Annotated in this window: 16 protein-coding genes and 1 tRNA gene; 7 read left to right on the top strand and 10 right to left on the bottom strand. The window is 71.4% G+C overall.

Annotation, left to right across the window (positions count from 1 at the left end; translation table 11 throughout):
* Positions 1-46: 46 nt before the first annotated feature.
* A complete protein-coding gene (locus ACWDN5_RS24090; RefSeq protein WP_449677852.1) occupies positions 47-2,845 on the top strand; it encodes an alpha-L-fucosidase in 2,799 nt (932 codons plus the stop codon).
* Here the strand turns inward: ACWDN5_RS24090 and ACWDN5_RS24085 are convergent.
* The gene (locus ACWDN5_RS24085; protein ID WP_310968905.1) at positions 2,834-3,457 is read right to left on the bottom strand and encodes a hypothetical protein; all 624 of its coding nucleotides are present in this window, start codon (positions 3,455-3,457) and stop codon (positions 2,834-2,836) included. The genes ACWDN5_RS24090 and ACWDN5_RS24085 overlap by 12 nt on opposite strands.
* Positions 3,458-3,534: 77 nt before the next feature.
* Here ACWDN5_RS24085 and ACWDN5_RS24080 point away from each other — a divergent pair, with 77 nt between their 5' ends.
* Together ACWDN5_RS24080 and ACWDN5_RS24075 are read left to right on the top strand one after the other, a co-directional pair.
* Positions 3,535-3,987, top strand: a complete 453-nt coding sequence (locus ACWDN5_RS24080; RefSeq protein ID WP_449677851.1) for a hypothetical protein — start codon at positions 3,535-3,537, stop codon at positions 3,985-3,987.
* Positions 3,988-4,008: 21 nt separating this feature from the next.
* Positions 4,009-4,689, top strand: coding sequence for a DUF2716 domain-containing protein (locus ACWDN5_RS24075; RefSeq protein WP_449677850.1), 681 nt, complete (start codon positions 4,009-4,011; stop codon positions 4,687-4,689).
* Here the strand turns inward: ACWDN5_RS24075 and ACWDN5_RS24070 are convergent.
* Complete coding sequence (locus tag ACWDN5_RS24070; protein ID WP_449677849.1) at positions 4,678-5,907, bottom strand: S53 family peptidase; 1,230 nt, start codon at positions 5,905-5,907, stop codon at positions 4,678-4,680. The two genes, ACWDN5_RS24075 and ACWDN5_RS24070, sit on opposite strands and share 12 nt — an antisense overlap.
* Positions 5,908-6,177: 270 nt before the next feature.
* Here ACWDN5_RS24070 and ACWDN5_RS24065 point away from each other — a divergent pair, with 270 nt between their 5' ends.
* Entirely contained in the window at positions 6,178-8,502 is a 2,325-nt protein-coding gene (locus tag ACWDN5_RS24065) for a chitobiase/beta-hexosaminidase C-terminal domain-containing protein (protein WP_449677848.1), read from the top strand.
* On the opposite strand, the gene ACWDN5_RS24060 is transcribed toward ACWDN5_RS24065, so the two are convergent.
* Positions 8,489-9,547, bottom strand: a complete 1,059-nt coding sequence (locus ACWDN5_RS24060; protein WP_449677847.1) for an erythromycin esterase family protein — start codon at positions 9,545-9,547, stop codon at positions 8,489-8,491. The genes ACWDN5_RS24065 and ACWDN5_RS24060 overlap by 14 nt on opposite strands.
* Before the next feature lie 17 nt (positions 9,548-9,564).
* On the opposite strand from ACWDN5_RS24060, the gene ACWDN5_RS24055 reads away from it, so the two are divergent.
* Positions 9,565-10,266, top strand: coding sequence for a MerR family transcriptional regulator (locus tag ACWDN5_RS24055; protein ID WP_449677846.1), 702 nt, complete (start codon positions 9,565-9,567; stop codon positions 10,264-10,266).
* Here ACWDN5_RS24055 and ACWDN5_RS24050 read toward each other — a convergent pair.
* Both ACWDN5_RS24050 and ACWDN5_RS24045 read right to left on the bottom strand, forming a co-directional pair.
* Entirely contained in the window at positions 10,255-11,097 is an 843-nt protein-coding gene (locus tag ACWDN5_RS24050) for an ion transporter (RefSeq protein ID WP_310968912.1), read from the bottom strand. The two genes, ACWDN5_RS24055 and ACWDN5_RS24050, sit on opposite strands and share 12 nt — an antisense overlap.
* A gap of 185 nt (positions 11,098-11,282) precedes the next feature.
* Entirely contained in the window at positions 11,283-12,266 is a 984-nt protein-coding gene (locus ACWDN5_RS24045; protein ID WP_449677845.1) for a hypothetical protein, read from the bottom strand.
* 381 nt (positions 12,267-12,647) lie between these two features.
* Here ACWDN5_RS24045 and ACWDN5_RS24040 point away from each other — a divergent pair, with 381 nt between their 5' ends.
* Both ACWDN5_RS24040 and ACWDN5_RS24035 read left to right on the top strand, forming a co-directional pair.
* The gene (locus tag ACWDN5_RS24040; protein ID WP_449677844.1) at positions 12,648-14,846 is read left to right on the top strand and encodes an NB-ARC domain-containing protein; all 2,199 of its coding nucleotides are present in this window, start codon (positions 12,648-12,650) and stop codon (positions 14,844-14,846) included.
* Between the two features lie 375 nt (positions 14,847-15,221).
* Entirely contained in the window at positions 15,222-15,392 is a 171-nt protein-coding gene (locus ACWDN5_RS24035; RefSeq protein ID WP_310968917.1) for a hypothetical protein, read from the top strand.
* On the opposite strand, the gene ACWDN5_RS24030 is transcribed toward ACWDN5_RS24035, so the two are convergent.
* From ACWDN5_RS24030 to ACWDN5_RS24010, 5 genes are all read right to left on the bottom strand, one after another.
* Positions 15,389-16,021, bottom strand: a complete 633-nt coding sequence (locus ACWDN5_RS24030) for a TetR family transcriptional regulator (protein ID WP_449677843.1) — start codon at positions 16,019-16,021, stop codon at positions 15,389-15,391. The genes ACWDN5_RS24035 and ACWDN5_RS24030 overlap by 4 nt on opposite strands.
* Before the next feature lie 14 nt (positions 16,022-16,035).
* Positions 16,036-17,433: an MFS transporter gene (locus tag ACWDN5_RS24025; RefSeq protein ID WP_449677842.1), complete on the bottom strand. Its 1,398-nt coding sequence runs from the start codon at positions 17,431-17,433 to the stop codon at positions 16,036-16,038.
* A gap of 291 nt (positions 17,434-17,724) precedes the next feature.
* The gene (locus ACWDN5_RS24020; RefSeq protein ID WP_449677841.1) at positions 17,725-18,588 is read right to left on the bottom strand and encodes an alpha/beta fold hydrolase; all 864 of its coding nucleotides are present in this window, start codon (positions 18,586-18,588) and stop codon (positions 17,725-17,727) included.
* A 138-nt stretch (positions 18,589-18,726) separates the two neighbouring features.
* Positions 18,727-20,829 carry a hypothetical protein gene (locus ACWDN5_RS24015; RefSeq protein ID WP_449677840.1) on the bottom strand — a complete coding sequence of 701 codons (2,103 nt, stop codon included), beginning with the start codon at positions 20,827-20,829 and terminating at the stop codon, positions 18,727-18,729.
* 171 nt (positions 20,830-21,000) lie between these two features.
* Positions 21,001-21,072 (bottom strand) — tRNA-Glu (locus tag ACWDN5_RS24010).
* Positions 21,073-21,096 lie beyond the last annotated feature (24 nt).

The raw sequence follows: 21,096 nt of genomic DNA, 5'->3' as shown, positions 1-21,096 counted from the left end.
ATATATGAGGAACCAATCATCGGATCTCTCCGGACGAGGAGGTCCTTTGAGAATCCGAATGCTTGCCTGCCTCGCCGCCGCCGTCGCGCTGGTGGCGAGCCTGGTCAGTCCCGCGAACGCCGAGCTGTACCACCCGCGTCAGGACTGGCTGCGGGCCTCGACGGCCGGGCTGTTCCTGCACTGGGGCATGTTCACCGCGCCGCGGCACACCGACTGCGCCGCCTGGGAGCGCGACGTCACCGCCGGCGGCTGGACGCCGGGCTACTGGATCGACGAAGCCAAGAAACTGGGTGCGTCCTACGTCGTCCTCACCACCTTCCACAGCCGGCTGGGGTACGCGCGGCCGTGGCCGTCGAAGATCCCCGGCAGCTGCTCGACACAGCGCGACTTCCTCGGCGAGCTGATCGCCGCGGGCCAGGCCAAGGGCGTGCGCGTCATGCTCTACATGACCGACGATCCCCAGTGGCACAACGAAACCGGCCACGAGTCCCTCGACTCGGCCGCCTACTCGGCCTACAAGGGACACCAGGTCGACCTGACGACCCGGCCCGGCTTCGGCGAGTTCTCCTACGACCTGTTCGACGAGGTCATGGACCGCTACTCCGATCTCGCCGGGTTCTGGATCGACAACGACAACGAGTACTGGGAGCAGCACGGGCTCTACGAGCACATCCGCGAGAAGCGGCCGTCCTGGCTGCTGAGCAACAACAACGAAGACACGCCGATCATGGACACGGTCAGCAACGAGCAGAAGACCGGCATGACGCCGTCGTACGACTACCCGCAGGCCGTCTACACGCCGATGCCGCGGCTCACCGAAGCCGACTACAAGCTGCCGACCAACGGCGACTGGTGGTACAGCGGCGGCGACCAGGCCGTCGACTTCCGGCTCTCCACCGGCCGGTACATCACCAACGCGGGCTCGTCGATCAAGTCGCTGATGGCCGAAACGGCCATGCTGAACGGCAAGTTCCCGCCGCAGCAGGAGGCGTTCAACAACTTCATGGCGTCCTGGACGCAGCCGATCCGCGAATCGCTGACCGGCACCGAGGGCGGCGGCTACATGTACGGCGGCATGCAGCCGGGCTTCTGGAACGACGGCGCCCACGGCGTGATCACCCTCAAGGGCCGCACGCAGTACGTGCACGTCGTCACGCGGCCGTCGACGAACCTGGTCCGGCTGCGGGACAACGGCTACCGCGTCACCGGCGTGTCCGACCTGCGCACCGGGAAGCCGATGCGGTTCGCCCAGTCCGGCGGCTACTTGTCTATTTTGGACATCCAGAACTGGGACACCTACGACACGGTGTTCGAAGTGGACACCGCCGGACAGCAGTACTTCTACGACAAGAGCACGATCAAGGCGACCGCGTCCGCCAACGCGGCTTCGGCGGCGAACCTCGTCGACGGCAGCTACTTGAACTTCTGGGACGCGGGCGGCCGGCTCCCGGTGTCCGTGACGCTGGACCTGGGCCGGAAGCGGTCGACGGCCTACCTGGCGGTGCACGAGCGCGAATCGTCGCCGACGTACGCGCGGGAGTCCTTCGGCCGCGCCGAGGATTCCGCGCGCATCAAGGACTACCGCGTCCACGCCAGCGACGACGGCAAGACCTGGCGCACGGTCCGCACCGGTGCCCTCCCGAGCAACCGGGGCGTCCAGTTCATCGACGTCGGCGAGGTGCACGCCCGGTACCTGCAGCTCGAGGTGCTGAACACGTGGTCCGGGCCGCAGGCCAAGCCGTACTACCGGCAGCTGGCCCTCGACGAGATCGACGTCGCCTACGGCTACCCCGACCCGCGCGGCGAGGTGCCCCTGGAAGCGGAGTCGTGGCGCAACGGCTTCGAGGGCAAGGCGACGCCGGTGTGGTGCGAGGCCTGCTCGGGCACGAACGCGGTGACCGGCCTCGACCGCGGCGCCGTCGTCTTCCGGAACGTGCAGGCCACCGGTCCGTCCCGGCTGCAGCTGGACACCACCGGGCCGGGCACGCTCTCGGTGAGCGTCAACGGCGCCGCGCCGATCGCGGTCGCCGCGCCGGGCGCGATCCCGGTGCCGCTCAACGCGGGGGCCAACACGATCAAGGTCTCCGGAACGGCCGACCTCGACCGGATCGCGGTGGCGCCGATGCCACCGGAGTCGTATACGCCGAAGACGACGTTGACCGTGCAACCCGCCGGCATCCAGTGGGTTTCACCCGGTCAGCAGTCGCTGCGGATCGATGCGTCGCTGCGGCTGGACGTCGACGACCCGATCGACCAGGTGTCGCTGGCGCCGGTGGTCCCGGCGGGCTGGACGGTGACGGGCGGCCCGGCGACGACGTCCGCTCTCGGGCTCGGCCAGGTGCTGAGCGGGTCGTGGACGGTGACCGCGCCGGCGGCCCAGGACGTGAGCATCCCGGTGACGGCGTCGTTCCGGACGCTCGGGCGCGCGAAGTCCGTCAGCAAGCCGGTGCAGGTGAAGCCGCGGCCCGCGGACCGGGTGTTCATGCGTGAGGCGGAGGACTCGGCGAACGACATCGGCGACGCCGGCGTCACCGGCTGCTCGCCGTGCTCGGGCGGGCAGAAGGTGCGCAACATCGGGCCGGGGGCGGCGGTGACGTTCCCGGGCGTGACGGTGCCGTCGGCGGGTCAGTACACCCTGTACCTGGACTTCACCGTCAACGGCGACCGGGCGTACTTCGTGTCGGTGAACGGCGGTGCGCCGGTGGAGGTCAAGGTCAGCGGCGTCGGGAACAACACCCCGTACACCACTTCGGTCCCGGTGCCGCTGACCGCGGGCGCCAATACGATCCGGATCGGCAACGACCGCGCCGGGGCGCCGGATCTGGACCGGATTTCACTGGGTTAGCTCCCGCAGCACCCGGGCCGCGTCGATCTCGACGGCGCGGCCCGGGTCCCCGCCCGGCGCACACCACGCGACGGACACCCACAGCTCGGCGTAGTCGCCGCGGTCGACCCGGGGCAGCCGCCAGGTGAGCCGGCCCCCGGTCCGCTCGACGGCGTCCCCGCCGACCAGCCGCGACCAGTACGGCGGCACGTGCTGACCGGCCCGCGAGCACCGCCGCAGCAGCTCGGCCCCGGGGCCACCGACGCTCACCACGGCGTCGGCGGTCTCGGCGGTGAAGGCGCTTTCCCAGGTCCGGTCCTCGTGCGGCGCGCCGGCCAGCTCGGCCTGGACGACGAACTCGCCGACGTCCTCCCGGGCCAGTACCCGCAGGATGGTGGTCTCGCGGGTGACCCCGGGCAGCCCGGACGCGGTGGCCCCGCAGAGGACGTCCAGCCGCACGGCCTGGTGCCGCCAGCGGCAGAGTCGGGCCCCGGACGCGAGGCCCCAGGTCAGCTCGGGTCTCGCGGGCACGTCCCAGCCGCCGGCGCGAACGGCGAACCGCACGTCCCCGAGCGGGGTGACGACGTCGAGCGCCCGCGGAGCCGTCCGCGACAGGACTTCGGTGTCCAGCATGCCGACATCCTTACCCCGCGGGCCGAGCAGCGAAAACGCGCTGGGCGAACGTCACCCGACCGGGCAGGATCGGCGGCATGGAGGAGGCATTGCACCGCTTGCCGCCGGTGGGCGCGGTGGTCCACCGCGACGGCCCGGTGGTCCGGACCCACTACGGCACGCACGGCGAGGTGAGTCACGGACCGCTGCCCGGGCGCGGCCTCGAAGCGCTGGTGCACCGGCAGGTGACGGCCTTCGCGCAGCGCAACGAGCCGGTGGTGTGGCCGGTGTACGGCGACGCACGCCTCTCCGGGATCCTGCTCGCCGCCGGCTTCACCGCCGAGCCGGAACGTGCGGTGCTCCGCTGTCCGATCGGGACGGACACCACGACGCTGCCCCGGGCCGGCCACGACTGGGCCGGGCTTCAGCGGGTCGCGGAGCCGGCCGCGAAGAGCGGCCCGCACCGCCGCCCGTTCCGGGAGTTCCTCGCCGACTCCGCCCACCCGAACCGGTCGGCCGAGGTCGTCCTCGACGGCGACCGTGCCGCCTGACTGGAAGAGTCCGGGGAGGTCATGGTGCTCGGCGGGGTCACCGATCCCGGCTTGGCCGCCACGCTCGTCGCCCACGACTGGCGGCTCGCCAGACCGTACCCGGAGGTGCGCTTCCTGCTCGCGGAGGCCGCCGGCGCCCTGCGGAGCGCCTTCGAAGCCGCCGGGATGCGCGAGGTCACCACGGTCACCCGCCACCACCTGGCCGCGCCCGGCGAGCCGGCGCGGACCCGGCCGGTCCGCCGGCTGTTCTCCGAGCCGGAGTACGACGAGCTCTGGGCACGCTTCTCCGCGCGGTTCGCCTTCCGGCCCGGCATGCGGGAGTTCCCCGGCATCACCGAACCACCGGGGTCGGCGACCTGGCACGTCGGCGACCTCACCGACCCGCAGCTGGACGCATTGGAGGACATCGTCCACAAGGGACTCCGCGCGGCCGTCGAGCCCGGCGAGGAGCTGTACTCGCTCGACTGGCAGCACGTCGGCTACCGCTTCGACCCCGCCCGGGTCGGCGGCGCCGGACCGCGCCGGCCCGGCGCCGTCTTCCCGGACGGGGACTACGCCCTCTACCTCACCCGTGACCTCCGCCTGGGCACCTTCGGGCACCCGTGGGAGGAGACGGTCTGCGTCTTCGGCGACCTGCGCCCGCGGATCGACGCGGAGCTGACCGCGGCGATCGGCGAGCCGGTCCGGCGCTCAGAACCCTGACGTCCCGTTCGGCGTGCCCAGCCCGGTCGGCCCGTCGTAGCCGGCGCCCGCCGTGCAGAGGTACGCGCCGCCGCAGGTGCCGTTCGAACCCGACGTCACGTCGTAGAGCCCGCTAGTGTGCGCGTACGGGTACGACCCCGACGTCACCGCGTTGCCCGCCAGCGCGTACACGCTCGCGATCACCGGGGACGACAGGCTCGTGCCGCCGACCTGGACCCAGCCGTCCGCACCCTGGGCCAGGCCCAGGGACAGCAGGAGGTCGCACCACGACGAGCTGCCGCAGCTGTTGTACGTGTCGTACACCCCGAGCCCGGTGGCCGGGTCCGCGACGGCCGAGACGTCCGCGACCGTCCTCTTCGCACAGCCGGTGTCGTGCTGCCAGGACGGTTTCGCTTCCAGGGCCGAACACCCGCTGCCGCTGCCCTTCCACGCCGTCTCGGTCCAGCCGCGCGTGGTGGTCGCCGCCTTCTTCAGGGTCGTGCCGCCCACCGCCGTCACGTACGGCGAGGACGCCGGCCAGCTGACGCCGTAGCCGGAGTCGCCCGAGGACGCCGTGACCGCGATGCCCGGGTGGTTCAGGTGGGCGTCCGCGGTGAGGACGGTCGAGTCCTCCGCGCCGCCGTAGCTGTTGGAGATCGCCACCACGCCCGGCGTCGCCGCGGCCGTGTCGACCGCCGTCATCAGCGGGTCGGTGTCCGGGGAGTCGGCCTCCACCAGCAGGATGTGGCAGTCCGGGCAGGTCGCCGACACCGCGTCGAGGTCGAGGCTGATCTCCATCGCCCAGCCGTAGTCGGGTGCGGGCAGCGGGCTCGCCGCGCCGTTCTGGTTGACCTTCGTGAAGCAGCCGTTGGCCGTCGTGCACGGCGAAAGTCCCCGTGCGGCGCGGAACTTCGCCAGGTCGGCCTCGGCGGTCGGCGCGTCCTGAGCGTCCACAATGGCCACTGTGCGGCCGTTCGCGTGCAGCCCGCCCAGGTGGTAGGCGGCCTGGATCTCGGCCGGGCCGTAGCCGACCGGGGTCGAGTTCAGCAGCGGGCCGGCGCCCTTCGGCGACCGGATCGCCTTGCCGAGGCAGTGGAACTTGCCGGAGCTCGCGCAGCCGAAGCTGACCACGCCACCGCTCTGCAGCGGCGTCGCTTCGGCGGTCGGGCCGGCCACCGTCAGCGGGGCCGCGATCAGGGAGAGGACGACGAGGGACCGGAACAGCCGTGGAGACGCCATGGCCTACTCCTCGGTAGGGGACGAGGTGTGGCAGCGGATCGTCGCACGTCACTCGTTCGAGGTCACCCGGCAAGCGGATGTTTCTCGGTTCAGTCATTCGCCCACCGCGCGGCGAACCGGACGAACGGCGACGAACCTTCTCACCCCTTCGAGTTATTGGTCCAGACAAGTGTTACCGAAAAGTGACCGAAGCACCGTTGAGCGGGAGCTACTTTGTTGTGACTCGCAACAAATGCCTCGTGGAATCCCCAACGGCGGAGGTGTCACGGCGTGAACCGGACCTTGGACAAGTTACGACGACGCGGCCCGGGCCTCGCGCTCGTCGCCTCGGCAGTGCTGGTGGCGGCCGGGCTGAGCGCCCCGGCCGCGCTGGCCGCGGACGACTACACGCAGAGCGTCACGCAGCCCAGTGCCAGCCAGGTGCAGATCAGCTTCACCCCGACGACCCCGGCGCTGTACGTGGACATCCACTACACCGGCGTACCGGGCGTCGGCCAGCAGAACGTCCGGATGACCAACGGCTCCGGCACCTGGCGGACCACCGTCAACGGCCTGAGCAGCGGAAACGTCCTCGACTACTGGTTCACCTACGAGAAGAGCGGCCCGCAGTACGACACCCCGCACTTCAGCTACACCGTCGGCGGCGGCACGACGACGGTCGCGGCGCCGACGTTCAGCCCGCCGGGCGGCACGTACTCGAGCGCCCAGACGGTGACGATCAGCAGCGCCACCGCGGGCGCGACCATCCGGTACACGGTGGACGGCTCGACGCCGACCGCGTCCTCCACGCTCTACAGCGGACCGATCAGCGTCCCGAACTCCCGCACGGTCAACGCGATCGCCCTCAAGTCCGGTTCGACGACGTCCCCGGTGTCGAGCGCCAGCTACACGATCGGCACGCAAGCCGGCTGCCCGACGCAGTCCGACACCCCGAACTTCGGGCCGAACGTGCGGATCTTCGACCCGGGCATGTCCGCGGCGACGATCCAGGCGCAGCTGGACACCGACTTCAACAACCAGAAGGACACGCTGACCGCGCAGATGGCGGACCGGCGCGTCGCGCACCTGTTCAAGCCGGGCACCTACAACAACGTGCACGACAACGTCGGCTTCTACACCTCGGTCGCCGGTCTCGGGCAGAACCCGGGTGATGTCCTGATCAACGGGGACGTCACGGTCGACGCCTTCAACGCCTCCGACAACGGCGTCGCGCTGCAGAACTTCTGGCGCTCGGCCGAGAACATGGCCGTCAACCCGTCCGGCGGCAACGAGCGGTGGGCGGTGGCGCAGGCCGCGCCGTTCCGCCGGATGGACGTCCGCGGCGGGCTGCAGCTGTACCCGGCGAGCTACGGCTTCGCCAGCGGCGGCTACATCGCCGACACGAAGGTGGCCGGCCAGGCCGCGTCGGTGTCGCAGCAGCAGTGGTACACCCGTGACTCGCAGCTCGGCAGCTGGAACGGCGGCGTCTGGAACATGGTCTTCTCCGGCACCAGCGGCGCGCCGGCGACCACCTTCCCGAACCCGCCCGAGACCACGCTCGCGACGACCCCGGTCTCGCGCGACGTGCCTTATCTCTACGTCGACGGCACCGGCAAGTACCGCGTGTTCCTGCCGTCCCTGCGCACCAACGCGTCCGGCCCGAGCTGGGCGAACGGCAGCACCCCGGGCACGTCGGCGCCGATGAGCCAGTTCTACGTCGTCAAGTCCGGTGACACGGCCGCGTCGATCAACAACGCCCTCGCCGCCGGCTGCAACCTGTTCTTCACACCGGGCGTCTACCACCTCAACCAGACGCTCAACGTCACCAAGGCGAACACGACGATCCTCGGCATCGGCTACCCGACGCTGGTGCCCGACAACGGCGTCAACGCGATGCAGGTGTCCGATGTGGACGGCGTGCGGCTCAAGGGCCTGCTCTTCGACGCGGGCACGACGAACTCGCAGGCCCTGCTCACGGTCGGGCAGTCCGGCTCATCGGCGTCGCACGCTTCGAACCCGACGACGGTCCAGGACGTGTTCTTCCGGATCGGCGGCGCGATCGCCGGCAAGGCGACGAACAGCCTGATCGTCAACAGCGCCAACACGATCATCGACCACATCTGGGCGTGGCGGGCCGACCACGGCAACGCGGGCACGTACGGCTGGAACACCAACACGGCCGACACCGGGCTCGTGGTGAACGGCGCGAACGTGCTGGCCACCGGCCTGTTCGTCGAGCACTACCAGAAGTACCAGGTGATCTGGAACGGCCAGGGCGGCCGGACGATCTTCTTCCAGAACGAGATGCCCTACGACGTGCCGAACCAGGCGTCGTGGAACGCGCCATCGGGTGTCGCCGGGTACGCCGCCTACAAGGTCGGGTCGAACGTGACGTCCCATGAGGCATGGGGTCTCGGGAGCTACTGCTTCTTCGACACGAACCCCGCGGTGTCCAGCTACCACGCGTTCGAGGTGCCGAACACCAGCGGCGTCCGGTTCCACAGCCTGCTGACGGTGTCGCTCAACTACCGCGGCACGATCACGCACGTCATCAACGACACCGGCGGCGTCACGCCTTCGGGCACGGTGCCGGTCAACGTGGTCAGCTACCCGTAACCGGGTACTCGGCAGCCCCCGCACCCGGCTCGGTGCGGGGGCTTTCCGTGCCTAGGGCTATATGCCACACCGCCGTGGCACTTTCGAGCACGGCGGCGTCGAGGCCGAAATAGCCGCGTTCGGGCTTGGTGTCGGTGCGCCGGCGCCCGGCCGGGACGGCGGCCAGCCGCCAGGTTTCGGTGCCCCGCTGGAGCACGCCTTCGTAGGTGTCCGGCGCCGGCTCGCCGAGGCCGATGGCTTCGCTGCGGCCGAGGCTGCCGGCGACGAACGCGTACCGGTCGCCGAAGAGGGCCCCGACGATCGCGCCCGCGCCGGCCCCCGAACGTTGCAGGTGGCCGTTGTGCGCGAACACCAGCGTCGGGCCGCGGGGTGCCTCGATGGCCCGGATGTCCAGGAGGTTCTCGGCCATGAGCACCGCGCGCATGCCCGCGAGCCGCGAAATCCTCGTGTCCCGGTCGCCGGGCTGGGCGGACGCCGCGTGGTAGCGCAGCAAGCCGCGTCCCGCGAGGGCGTGCACCTTGGCCCGCTCCCAGGCGGCGTCCCGCCGGGGCGCGACGGCGTGGAGGGCGACGAGCAGGTCGTCGGCGATGACCCGCAGCTCGCGGGCCTCGGGCGACGCGCCGGGCGACTGGGCCGGGTCGAGGATCGCCTCCTGACGGCTCCACCGCTCGTCGTCGCCGGTCAGCGCCGCGATGTCGACGTCCAGGCCCAGGTAGTCGCGGACGTGCTGGAGGTAGCCGCGCGGACTGGGGGCGCTGAACATCTCGGTCGGGGCGTCGAAGCCGTGGAAGGTCAACGGCTCGTCGGCCTTGTCGTTGTACTCGCGCAGCCACTTCAGCAGCTGCTGGTTGGCGGCCACTTCGCCCAGGTTGTGCGAGAAGCCGCCGTCGAGCGCGGCGACGCGGTCGGTCTCCAGGGCGATCGACCGGAAGCCGTGCTCGGCGAGCCGGGCGAAGAGGTCGTTGCGCAGCCACGCGCAGGCCGGCTCGAAGTGGGTCGGCTCGCCCAGCCCGAGCAGCTCGGCGGTGAAGTCGGTGAGGTCCATGTGGTTGAATCGTATCCTTGAAGACTCAGTTGAGACCTGCGGACCTCGCCCGCGAGCACGGCATCTCCACGCAGGCGGTCCGCAACTACGAACAGGACGGCTTCCTCCCGCCGGCGGCCCGCACCGCGAGCGGCTACCGGATTTACACCGAAGTCCACGCGGCCGCCCTGCGCGCGTTCCTCGCGCTGGTCCCGGCCTACGGGCACGCCACGGCCGGCGGGATCATGCACGCGGCCAACGACGGCGACCTCCCCCGCGCGCTGACGCTCGTCGACCGCGGCCACGAGCAGCTGCTCCGGGACCGGGAAACCCTCAACACTGTCCGCACGGCGATCGGGCACCTGACGACCGGGCCCGCCCCCGCGCCAGCCGCCGCCGGCTGGTCGATCGGCGAGCTCGCGCACCGCCTCGGCGTCACCGCGGCGACCGTGCGGGCCTGGGAACGCGCGGGCATCCTGGTGCCTTCGCGGAACCGGGCGACCGGCCACCGGGTCTTCCAGGCGGCCGACATCCGCGACGCCGAACTGGCCCACCTGCTCCGCCGCGGCGGCTACCCGCTGGCCCACATCGCGACGGTCGTCGAGCAGGTCCGCACCGCGGGTGGCACGGAGTCGCTGGCCGAGGCGCTCGAAACCTGGCAGGACCGGCTGACCGCCCGTGGCCTGGCGATGCTCGCCGCCGCCGCGCGGCTCAGCGCGTACCTGGAGTCACGGTCGTGAGCCCGGGTGCAGCCGGTCGTACTCGTGCGCGGCCGCGCGCTGGGTGCGCACGCCGAGGGCCTTCTCCCGGTCTTCGTCGTCGACCTCGTTGAGCCCGAGCTGCACGGCCAGCCGGATCTGCTCGCGGTTGTCGCGGACCACGGCGGAGAAGAAGTCGTCGATCCGCGGGTCGAGGAGGACCTCCAGCAGCACGCGGAACGAGGTGTCGACGCAGGCGCGCACGATCTCGTCGTGGAAGGGCAGCCGCTTGAGCTTCCCGAGCTGCGGGTCCGCGGCGATCTTCTCGGCGATGATCGAGCGCAGCTCGTCCTTGTGCGCCCCGAGCGATTTGGCCAGGTTCTCCGGGTAGTTGCCGGTTTCGAGCACCTTGACGACCTCGTCGAGCACCGCGATGGTCACCGGTTTCTTGATCGCCTTCACGATCGGCTCGGACAGCTTGTCGACGAGCCGGTAGGTGAACTGCTCGCCGACGGCCCGGTCCGCGGCCCGCCCGATCCGCACGAGCAGCAGGACGACGCTGATGAACTTGTGCGCGGCCATCGCGGGGTGCGCGACCGGGATCATGGCGAACAGCTCGTACCAGTTGCGTACGAGGAACTTCCGCGCCCACCGCCGTTTCCGCCACCGCCACAGGAACTCGAGCAGGAAGATCCCGCAGATCCCGCAGTCGATGGAGAAGATGATGAACCCGACGTCGCGCGTGGGCGGGCTGAGCACCATGAACCCGAGCAACCCGACCGAACCGGCGGCGAGCACCAGCATGATCCAGTCGTCGGCGCGCACGTTCCCGGGCAGCACGCCGCTGTTGAGCTCCGGTTCACTCGTGACCATGCCCGATGATGGCACGGACGGCGTCTCTCAGCCGGGTAAGCACTGTCGAGTTTTTGTCCACTTTTCGTCACGCCCAACGCGCGCCCGATGCGGCATTGTGGACGGTGGCGGTCACGGCGAGGAGGAGCATGGAGCGGACACCGCACAGCCGGCTCGCTCCGGTGCACGGGGAAGCGGCTGGTGGTTCAAGAAGCGGGCTGCCAGCCCACGCCGTAGGACCGCGCCGGCCGCAGCTCGCGGAAGCTGGTGTGCACCTCGCCCGCGTTGTCGAGGAAGAGCGGCTTGCGCGCGGTCAGCGGGTCTTGGGCGTCCTTGGAGAATTCGCCGTCGATGCGCCAGACGCGCTGCGGTGGCTGCCGCCGGTCGAACCGGACGTTGAGGTCGAAGCTCTCGCACGGGAACTCCGGCGTGCAGCAGTAGAACGGCGAGGGCAGCTCGTCGACCCGGATGCGGAAGAAGAACTCGTGCTCGTCGCCGGCGTCCAGCGGCTGCGGCGGGCGCAGGCTGAACGCAACCCGGGACGAGCTGACCATCCGTACCGAATGCACTTCACCGCCGGCGACGACGTCGATGCCGAGGCCCGAAAGGTCCGGCTGGACGGTGGTGCTCGCCGGCCGGGCGAGGGAGATCGCGTGCTCGACGTCAGCGAGCCCGGCGACGTGACTGACCACCCGGCGCGTCTCGAAGACCTCGGCGGCCGCCACCCCGGTCAACGTCAGCCGGACCGCCAGCGCCGAGGTGTGCCAGGGGCCGTCATCGCTGATCAGCGAGCCGCCGTAGGGCGACGGCGCACCGTACGCGGCCTCGGCGATCAGGTAGATGACGTCGTCGGCGCGGCGCTGCATCGTGCGCACGTTCCGGTCGGCGCCCGTGCCCAGCAGTTCCAGGCGCTGGGTGTAGCGCTCGTTCGGGCCGGTGCCGAACCCCAGGACGATCCGCGCCGTGCGCCGCTGCGATTCGGGCAGTTTTTCGATCAACCGGCGGAGCGTTTCGACCACCTTGCCGCGAACCGTTCCCGGGGTGTCTTCTTCGTCGACACCGCACACTTCGCGCAACTGTTCCCCGACCAGCGCAGGCAGGGTCTTCGCTTGGACGCCGAGCCCCTTGCGAAGCAGTTTCAGCTCCGCTGAGAGAGCGTTGATCTTCGCTTCGGCCGCCTCCTGAGCCAAGCCGTCACCTCCGTCTTGGTCGTTGCGTGGAAGTCTACCCACCTCGGGCGCGCTCCACGACGCCATCACCTGTTTCCCGCCGTTTCCCGTTCCGGGAAACCGCGCAGGTCAGCGATTTCCTTTGAGAGGCAACGGGAAACGTCTCCCGCTGGGCAATTCGCCGGGTCAAGCTTGGTTCGCCGGAATCCTCCGGCAACCAAGGAAGCCGCCGCGGGAAAACCGCGGTGGCGGTGATCCGGAAAGGGGAACCCGATGCACACGCACTTCATCATCGTGCTCGGCCAGCTGGTCTCCCTGCTGGGCTGACCAGCAACTCGCGCCGGCGGGCCCGGGCCGCCGGCGGACCTTCCCCCCGTTCACCGATTACAGGATGATCGACCCATGCCGGACTTTGGAGCGGAATTGAAGCGTCGACGGATGTCGGTCGGCATGTCACTGACCGGACTCGCTGCGTCCGTCCATTTCACCAAGGGCTACCTCAGCAAGGTGGAGAACGGCAAGGCCCGCGTGAACCGCGAGCTCGCCAAGGCCTGCGACCAGGCACTGGGAGCGGGCGGAGAACTGCTCGCCCTCGTCGCGGAATCGGCATTCCCCGCCCGCCGCAGCGCCGGCGGCATCGTCGGGCTGCCGGACAGCGGCCGGTACTTCGTCGGCCGTGAAACCGAACTGGCGGCGCTTTCCGCGCTGCTGCTCGGGCGGGACAGCGCCCGGGTCGGGGTGGTGCACGGAATGGCGGGCGCGGGCAAGACGGCGCTGGCCGTCGCCGCCGCCCGGCGGGTCGCGGAGACCTTCCCGGACGGCTGCCTGTTCTTCGACCTCCGGGGCCACACCCCCGGGGCCGTCGAGCTGTCGCCGGGCGAAGCCCTGCACCGGCTGCTGCGGCTGCTGGACGTCTCGGCCGACCAGCTCCCCGCCGACGAAGACGGCCTGGCCAACCTGGTCCGCGACCAGCTGCGCGGGCGGCGGATGATCCTGGTGCTGGACAACGTCCGGTCCGCCGAGCAGATCCGGGCCATCACCGACGGCGAGACGTCGTCGCGGATCCTGGTCACCAGCCGCGGCCGGCTGCCCGCGCTCGACGACGCCTGGCACTTCCCGGTCGGCGTGCTGCCGCTGAGCGACTCCGTGCGGCTGCTGCGGTCCGTCGCCGACGACCACGCGCCGGCCGACGACGAGGTGGCGACCGAGATCGTCCGGCACTGCGGGCAGTTGCCGCTCGCGGTCCGGATCGTCGCGGCCCGGTTCATCGCGGGCGGCTGGACGGCGGCGAAGCTGCGCGACCGGCTGGCCGACGAGACAACCCGCCTCGGCGCGCTGGAGGACGGCGAGCGGAGCGTCGCCACCGCGTTCGCCGTCTCGTACGAAGCACTGCCCAACGACCAGCGGCGGTTGCTGGGCCTGCTCGCCCTGCACCCCGCGGCGGCCGCGGAGACGAGCGCCGTCGAAGCGCTCGCCGGTCTCGACGCGGGCGAGACGGACCGGCTGGTCGACCGGCTGCACGACGCCCACCTGGTCGTCCGCGACGAACGCGGGTACGTCGAGCTCCACGACCTGATGCGCACCTTCGCGGCGAAGCACGCGTTGCCCCAAGTGGCGGCGGAGGACCGCGAAGTCGCCGTACGCCGGCTGGTCGAGCACCTCGTCGCGCTGACGGTGGCGGCCGACGAGCTCGCCGAGCCGTACCGCTTCCGCCCGCCGACCGGCCTGCCGGCCCCGGCCGTCACGCCGTTCTCGGACGCCGAAGGCGCACTGGCTTGGCTGGGCGCGCAGTGGCCGACGCTCGCGGACATCGTCGATACCGCGGCCCGCCACGGGTTGCACGACCGCTGCTGGCAGCTGGCGTTCGTGCTCCGGGCGTTCTTCTTCCGCGAGAAGCTGTTCGAGCCGTGGATCCGCACGCACGAGCGAGCACTGGAGGCGGCCCGCGCGGCGGCCGACCCGAGCGCGACGGGCATGATCCTCAACAACCTCGGCATGGCCCACATCGAGGCGGGCCGTCCCGACGAGGCGGTCCGCTTCCACCAGCAGGCCCAGGCGGAGTTCGCCCTGGCCAGGGACGACCGGGGCACGATCGACGCGCTGTCCAGCTTGGCGTGGGCCCGCCTGTACCGCGGCGAAGCGGAGGCGGCCTTGCCCGAGTTGATGACGGTGCTGGAGGTGTACCGCCGCACGGGCCGCACCCGCAACGTGGTGATCGCGCTGCGCGGGATCGCCCTCGCTTCGGTGGCCCTGGACCGCTTTCCCGAGGCCCTGGCGGCGGCTTCGGAGGCGTCCGAGCTCGCTCAGCTGCCGGTGGACCGGGCGATGTCGGTCAACTGCGTGGCCTGGGTGCACTTCCGCGCGGGCCGCTGGGAGGAGGCCGCGCGCGGCTATCACCTGGCGGCCGAGGTGGCCGACGACGCGGGCAACGAGTACGAGCGGGCGAGGGCGTTGACGGGTTTGGGAAACACGGCGGCAGCCCGCGGAGACCGCGCGGAAGCAGGGCGCTGGTGGGCGGAGGCGGCGGCGTACCGGGTCACCCTCAACCCGGCGGTGCTGGGTGAGGCCGAGTACCGGGATAGGCCGGCGTTCGCGGAGTGAGCCTCGCCCTCTCCGGCCGTGGTGAGTGGTAACGCGGGTTCTGACCCGCGTTACCACTCACGACAGGTCTGCCCTGGGGAAAACAGGTCAAAAGCTGGACACTAACTGGCCACCGCGCCCGGCGGGGTAGCGAAGGCTTCCGTCGCGGCGATCAACCGCAGGGAAGTCGAAATCCAGGGTGAGGTTGCCGTCATGACCACGCATTGAGTTCCAAGCCGGCGAGCTGAGTTTCCCCGGCGAAAGACGTTGCCGGCAACGGGAAACACCTTGTCGCGACCGGCGTCCGGCGCGCACCATCGATACAGACCGGAATTTCGCGAAACCACCGTGAAATCCACCGAATCCCGTTCACCGGGGAATTCCGAGGAGTCTGCCATGATGGTCGTCTGTTCCGTTTCCGCCCTTCTCCGCACCGCGCTGGGCATCGTCCTGATCGCGCTGTTCGCCGGGCTGGCGCTGGCCGGGCCCAGTGCTCCGGCGAGCACGCCCGGGCCTGCCGCGCCGGCCGCCACCGCCACCGCCGCTGCCGAACCCGTCGCGCACTAAGGGCCGGTGGACTCCAGGTGTTCGATCAGGCTGGCCAGCTGGTCGGCGTACCGCCGGACGAACTCGGGCGAGTCCGCCTGCGTCCCGGTCAGGCCGTCGACCACGTGCGGCAACGTCACCGGGGCCATCGCCGCCGCCATCAGCAGCACCGTGAGGCATTCCGGGTCGGCCCAGTCCGGGAGACGGCCCTCGGCCTTCAGCGCGCCGAGCCGCTCCACCGTCCCGGTCAGGCGCTGCGTGCGCGGCGCGTGGTCGGGGTCGGTGTCCGGGCCTTCGTACTCCAGGCCCGACCACGCCAGCAGCCGGACGCCGTCGCGGCTCTCCACCGTTTCCAGAGCCATCCGCCGGACCTGTTCGGACAGCGGCAGGTCCGGCGCCATCAGTTCGCTCTGCCGCTGTCCCCACCCCTCCGACATCGCCCGGTACAGGCCTTCCTTGCCGTCGAAGTAGTACGAGATGAGCTGCTGGTTCACCCCGGCCCGCGCCGCGATCGCCGCGATTCGCGCGCCGGCGTAGCCCTTCGCCGCGAACTCCGCGGCCGCCGCCTCCAGGATCAGCCGGCGGGTGCGCTCCGGATCCCGTTGACGCTCCTGGGGCTTCGGCGAACGGCGGGGCTTCGACGCGGTCACGCCGCGACTATACGTCAACCAGCCGCTTGACTCTGTCGAACAGACGGTTGAGGCAGCGCCGCCGTGAGGACGAGGGCCAGCACGAGCACCCCGGCGCTGACCGCGAGCGCGCCCGCCGTCGCCGACGCGGATCCGCTGTCCAGCCGGGTGAAGAAGACGGTGCCGAACAAGGCGATGCCGGTCGCCGTGCCGAGCTGGACGGTCGTGTTCACGACGCCGGACGCCGCGCCGGCCTGCTCGGGCCGGATCCCCGCCATCGACGTCGCGAACAGTGCGTTCAGCACCGCCCCCATGCCGAGCCCGACGGCGATCACCGGCACCACCAGTTCCCAGCCGCGCAGTGCGGTGTCCACTTGCGACACCAGGACGGCGAGCACCACCAACCCGGCCAGCAGCACGCCGACGGCGCCGGCGGTGAAGGCGCGCCCGAGCTTCGGGGCGAGGCGCATGGCCAGGACGTTGCCCACGACGATGCCGAGCGTCGACGGCGCGAACGTCAGAGCCGCTTCCCACGGCGTGAAGCCGAGCCCGAGCTGCAGGTGCAGCGTCAGGACGAAGAAGACGCCGACGCCGGTGTTGACGCAGAGCAGGACGGCCTGGCTGCCGGCCACCTGCCGCAGCAGGTCCGGCGGGAGCAGCGGTTCGCCGCGGCGGCGGAACTGGCGCCGCTGGTGCCACGCGAACACGCCGGCCAGCGGGACGGCCGCCACCAGCAGCGCGATCGACCACGCCGGCCAGCCCAGCTCGCGCCCCTGCACCAGCGGGTAGAAGACGGCGAACAGCGCGGCGGTCAGCAGCCCCAGCCCGACGGGGTCCATCCGGTGCCGGAAGAACCCCGGCCGGCCGGGCATGGTGACCAGCGCGCCGGCCAGCGCCAGCACGCCGATGGGCAGGTTCACCAGGAAGATCGCCCGCCAGCCGGTGCCGAAGAGGTCGGCCTCGGTCAGCGCGCCGCCCAGCAGAGGCCCGGCGAGCCCGCCGACCGGGAACGCGGCCGCGTACCAGGTCATCGCCTTCGGGCGTTCGCGCTCGTCGAACTCCGCGTGGACGAACGACAGCACCTGAGGCACCATCAGCCCGGAGCCGACACCCTGCACCACCCGCGCGGCGATCAGCACGCCGGCGTGCCCGGCGAGCCCGGCCCCGAGCGAGGCGGCCGTGAACACGAGCATGCCCGCCACGAACAGCCTCTTCGGCCCGTGCCGGTCCCCCAGCCGGCCGCCGGTGATCAGCGTGAGCGCGAAGCCCAGCGCGTAGCCGGCCGAAATCCACTGCAGCGCGGCCTCGCCGGTGCCGAGCTCCCGCCGGATGGTCGGCAGGGCCACCGCGACGATCTGGTTGTCGATCATGTCCACCAGCACCGCGAGGACCGCGACCGCCAGTGCCCACCACCTGAGCGCGTGCCTCTCCACGACGTACCTCCCCAGCGACGACCTTGACCCAGCCATCGTCAAGCAACCGGACGACTCTGTCAACCAAACGTTTGATTGAGTCCGGCGCGCGTTGGAGAGATGCGGGTTGGTTCTTGAGGACCTCCTGGAGTGGGTTGCCGAAGGCTCCGGCCGCCTCGCCGCCGCAGGAACCGCCGCCGCACGGCAACATCCGCCCAAGCAGCCCCGGCCATGCCGATCGCCGCCCCGGGCCGCGAGGCACGCCGCCGCGAGCTCGAGCCCGCAGCTGGCCGCCGCGAGCGGGGGCGGCACTCAGCCTTCAAGCACCTCCCGCAGCTTCTTGGCAAAGGCCTCCGGCTGCCCGGCATAGCCGTCCTCACCGCCGAGGAAACCGCCGTGGTGGCTCGGGAACACCGTCGCCTCCTGGCCGAGCAGCGTCGCCGTTCCGATCGCCGCGCGGCCGGCGTACACCTCCCGCGACTCCTCCCCGACCGCCACGACTATCCGCGTCCGAGCCGCCGCCAAGGCCGGGACGTCGAGCCGGTACGCGCTCACCGCCAGTGTGCGGTCGGTCAGGAGTGGGTCGTCGCGGCGGCCGTCGTCCTCGGGCGGGAGTCCGAATTGGACCGGGTCCGCCAGTGGGAGTGCGAAATACGCGTCGGTGAACGGGCCTTGCCACGACGTCATCGCAAAGAACGCGGCCATTCCGGCGCCGAACCCCTTGGCCTCGTAAGCATCCCGCACCGCTTGGCCGGCCCGCTCGGCCGCGGCCGCGTCCGGCAGGGACGCGACGATCGGCGGCTCGTGGGCGACGAGCGTGCTCACGGCCTCCGGGTGCGCCGTCACCAGCGCCAACCCGGCGACCGCGCCCCCGCTGCTGCCGAACACCTCCACCGGCCCGGCGCCGAGCGCCGAAATGACGGCGTGGATGTCCTCCGCCTGTACGGCCGGCACGTGGTCCTCGCGTCCGTCCTTGCGGACGCTGCGCCCGAGCCCGCGTGGGTCGTAGGTGACCACCGTGCGGTCGGCGAAGTGCGACGCCAGCGCGCCGAACCCCTCCGCCGTCATCGGCTGCCCGATCATGAACAGCGGTGGCCGCGGACTCTCGGCGGGCGCCGGGCCGTGCACGTCGTAGACGATGTCGGCTTCGGGTGTTTCCAGGGTGTGCGTGGTCATCGGGACTCCCCTCGTCCGGTCTCATCGAGACGTTAGACGAGGGGTCCGACAATTTCCGTCGAGGCGAGGAAGGCGAGCGGGCTAAGCCGTTTACAGAGGAGAAGGAAGCCCGCTCATGGCCTCGCATCGACCACCCTATCAGGCCGGGACCAGCCGGTTGAGCGTCTCCAGCGTGAGCACGGTCGACCCCTCGGGCAGCCCTTCCGGCCGGTGCAGGCCGACGTAGGTGACCGGCTCGGCCGGCCGCGCGCCGGGCTCCCACACGGTCACCTCGGTGTCGCGCATCAGCCCGACGAGGTACCCGACGGTCAGGTACTTCCGCTCGACCAGGCCGCGCGCCAGCACGCTCGTGCTCGCCTGGTTCGTCTCGAGCCGGTTGAACCGGGGCGAGCCGGACAGGTACAGGTGCAGCCAGGTCGCCGTCCACGTGCCGGACCGGTCGCGGCCGAAGACCATCGGCAGCGCGACGCGGCCGCGGCCGCGCAGGTCCGAGCGGGTCCGCACGGTGCGGGGCTCGAACGGCGCGCCGGCCTGCGCCCGGTCGCGGAGCATCCAGCCGAACATCGACTCGGCGACGTCGTCGAAACCTTCGCCGGAGAAGACGTTTACCTGCGGCACGACGTACGCGGCGCCGAGCGAGTCCAGCGGGATGTCGATGAACTCGGTCGCCCCGTCCGGCGCCTCGGTGAGGTCGCCCGAGTACACCGCGCCGCCGTCGTGGTAATTGGTCCACGACACGTGCCCGGCGTACCGGAAGCGGGCGTCCAGCAGCAACGCCGACAGGTCGAAGTCGGTCGTTTCCCGCGCCTGCCGCCAATAGGTGAAGAACCGCAGCACTTCCCCCTCGACGTGGGTGCGCGAACCGCGCGGCAGCACGGCGAACCCGTCCTCGCTCGCCTTCCCCGACAGCGGGAGCGCGACGTCCAGCACGGCCGGGTCGACCACCAGCCGCCCGCCGGCCGGCAGCCGTGCGGAGAGTTCGGCGTCGATCAGGTCGCTCACCCGCGCGATCACTTCGCGCGGCAGCGGCGGGCGGGTGTCGGCGGCGACCCACGCGCGACGGCTGCGCGTCGTGAACACACGGGCGGCGTCCGGCGTGGCGCGGTTCACCAGGTGCTCGCGCACGGAGCACAGCACCCGGCCGGACACCGAACCCAGCACCGTGCCGGCCGCGGCGAGGACGTCGTCGACCGGATCGGCCTGCCGCAGCAGCCGATCCAGCGATCGCATGAACAGGCCCGGCGCGGCGGTCAGCACCTCGGCGGCGCGCGAAACATCGCCGTCGGCGAACGCGCGCTCCGCACGGCCGGCCACCGAGGACACCTTGCGGTCGCCGCGGGCGACGTCGAACACCTCGCGCGCGCCCGGGTACGCCGTGGTCTCGTACGGGTGCAGGTAGCTGCCCAGCCGCTTGAACCGTTCGGCGAAGCGGGAAACGTCACCGAGCTTGCCCGCGTTGCCCGCGATCACACCGTCGAGCGCGGCGAGCAGGACACGCCGCTCGCGGCGGCGGAAGCTGCGGAACCGGGTCGGTTCGGCCAGCGTGACGTCGCCGCCGCTGGCCTGGCACGCCGCGCGCAGCACGTCGACGACGGTGTCGACCGCCACCAGCGGCCGGCCTTCCGCCAGCCGGACGGCGTTGAGCACGGCCCGGTTCTCGCGCACCGGCACGGCTTCGAGCTCGACGTCCCCGCAGGTGACCGCCAGCTCGGCGAGCAGCTGCAGGTCGGCTTCCCCCAGCGGGGTGCCGGACTCGGCCAAGGATCGGTACAGCGCGCGGGTTTCTTCCTCCAGCGTGCCGCCCAAGTGGACGACGGTCACCCGGTCCTTGATCGACGCGACCAGCTCGTCGTGCGCGGCGAGCAGGTCGGCGAAGCTGTGCTGGTAGCGGCCGTAGCCCGGCAGCGTGAGCAGGTCGACGACGTCGCCGCCGCCGGTGTGGCGCAGGCAGGAGACCCAGAACTCGACGGTGTCCGGCACGCGGCGCGGGAACTTCTTGAAGTAGGCGTTGTGCCGCACGTGGTCGCCGACCAGGCCGCGGACGGCGCCGACGACGGCCGCGGCGAGGTCCATCGCCGCGCCGGGTGCCACGGTGGACAGGTGGCCGAGCAGCGCGCGATCGGCCTTGAACCCCACGCTGAGCAGCACGACGTCCAGCTGCCGGGCGACGGCGGACCCGTCGCCGGCCGGGGCGGCGGCGCGCGGGACGCGCAGGGTGTGGCCGATGATCGTCTGCAGCATGGAAGTTCCCCCGGGTAGGTGGTCGCGCGCCGTGGTGTCGAACCACGTCGGCGGAGCTTATGAGGCCCCGCTGGTTACCGAACCGCGCGCGGTGGGTTGGCCGACCGGACTCGCACCGGCTTCGCCCGGGACCACAACCCGGGGCCTCGTCTCCTTCGGCTTCGGCCAAGGTAGCGCGTCCGGGAGTCGAACCCGGGTCTCCCGGGTGAGAACCGGGGATCCGTACCGCTGGACCAACGCGCCGAGCGCATTCGCGTCCGCGCACTG

This window comes from Amycolatopsis sp. NPDC003731, assembly GCF_053586895.1.
This window is presented reverse-complemented; position numbering and strand designations above follow the sequence as displayed.

Excerpts from the sequence above, each read along its gene's own strand:
- ACWDN5_RS24015 (WP_449677840.1), bottom strand. The coding sequence starts at position 20,829 with ATGCTGCAGACGATCATCGGCCACACCCTGCGCGTCCCGCGCGCCGCC.
- ACWDN5_RS24070 (WP_449677849.1), bottom strand. The coding sequence starts at position 5,907 with ATGGCGTCTCCACGGCTGTTCCGGTCCCTCGTCGTCCTCTCCCTGATC.
- ACWDN5_RS24035 (WP_310968917.1), top strand. The coding sequence starts at position 15,222 with ATGATGGTCGTCTGTTCCGTTTCCGCCCTTCTCCGCACCGCGCTGGGC.
- ACWDN5_RS24040 (WP_449677844.1), top strand. The coding sequence starts at position 12,648 with ATGCCGGACTTTGGAGCGGAATTGAAGCGTCGACGGATGTCGGTCGGC.
- ACWDN5_RS24075 (WP_449677850.1), top strand. The coding sequence starts at position 4,009 with ATGGTGCTCGGCGGGGTCACCGATCCCGGCTTGGCCGCCACGCTCGTC.
- ACWDN5_RS24085 (WP_310968905.1), bottom strand. The coding sequence starts at position 3,457 with ATGCTGGACACCGAAGTCCTGTCGCGGACGGCTCCGCGGGCGCTCGAC.
- ACWDN5_RS24050 (WP_310968912.1), bottom strand. The coding sequence starts at position 11,097 with ATGGTCACGAGTGAACCGGAGCTCAACAGCGGCGTGCTGCCCGGGAAC.
- ACWDN5_RS24080 (WP_449677851.1), top strand. The coding sequence starts at position 3,535 with ATGGAGGAGGCATTGCACCGCTTGCCGCCGGTGGGCGCGGTGGTCCAC.
- ACWDN5_RS24020 (WP_449677841.1), bottom strand. The coding sequence starts at position 18,588 with ATGACCACGCACACCCTGGAAACACCCGAAGCCGACATCGTCTACGAC.
- ACWDN5_RS24060 (WP_449677847.1), bottom strand. The coding sequence starts at position 9,547 with ATGGACCTCACCGACTTCACCGCCGAGCTGCTCGGGCTGGGCGAGCCG.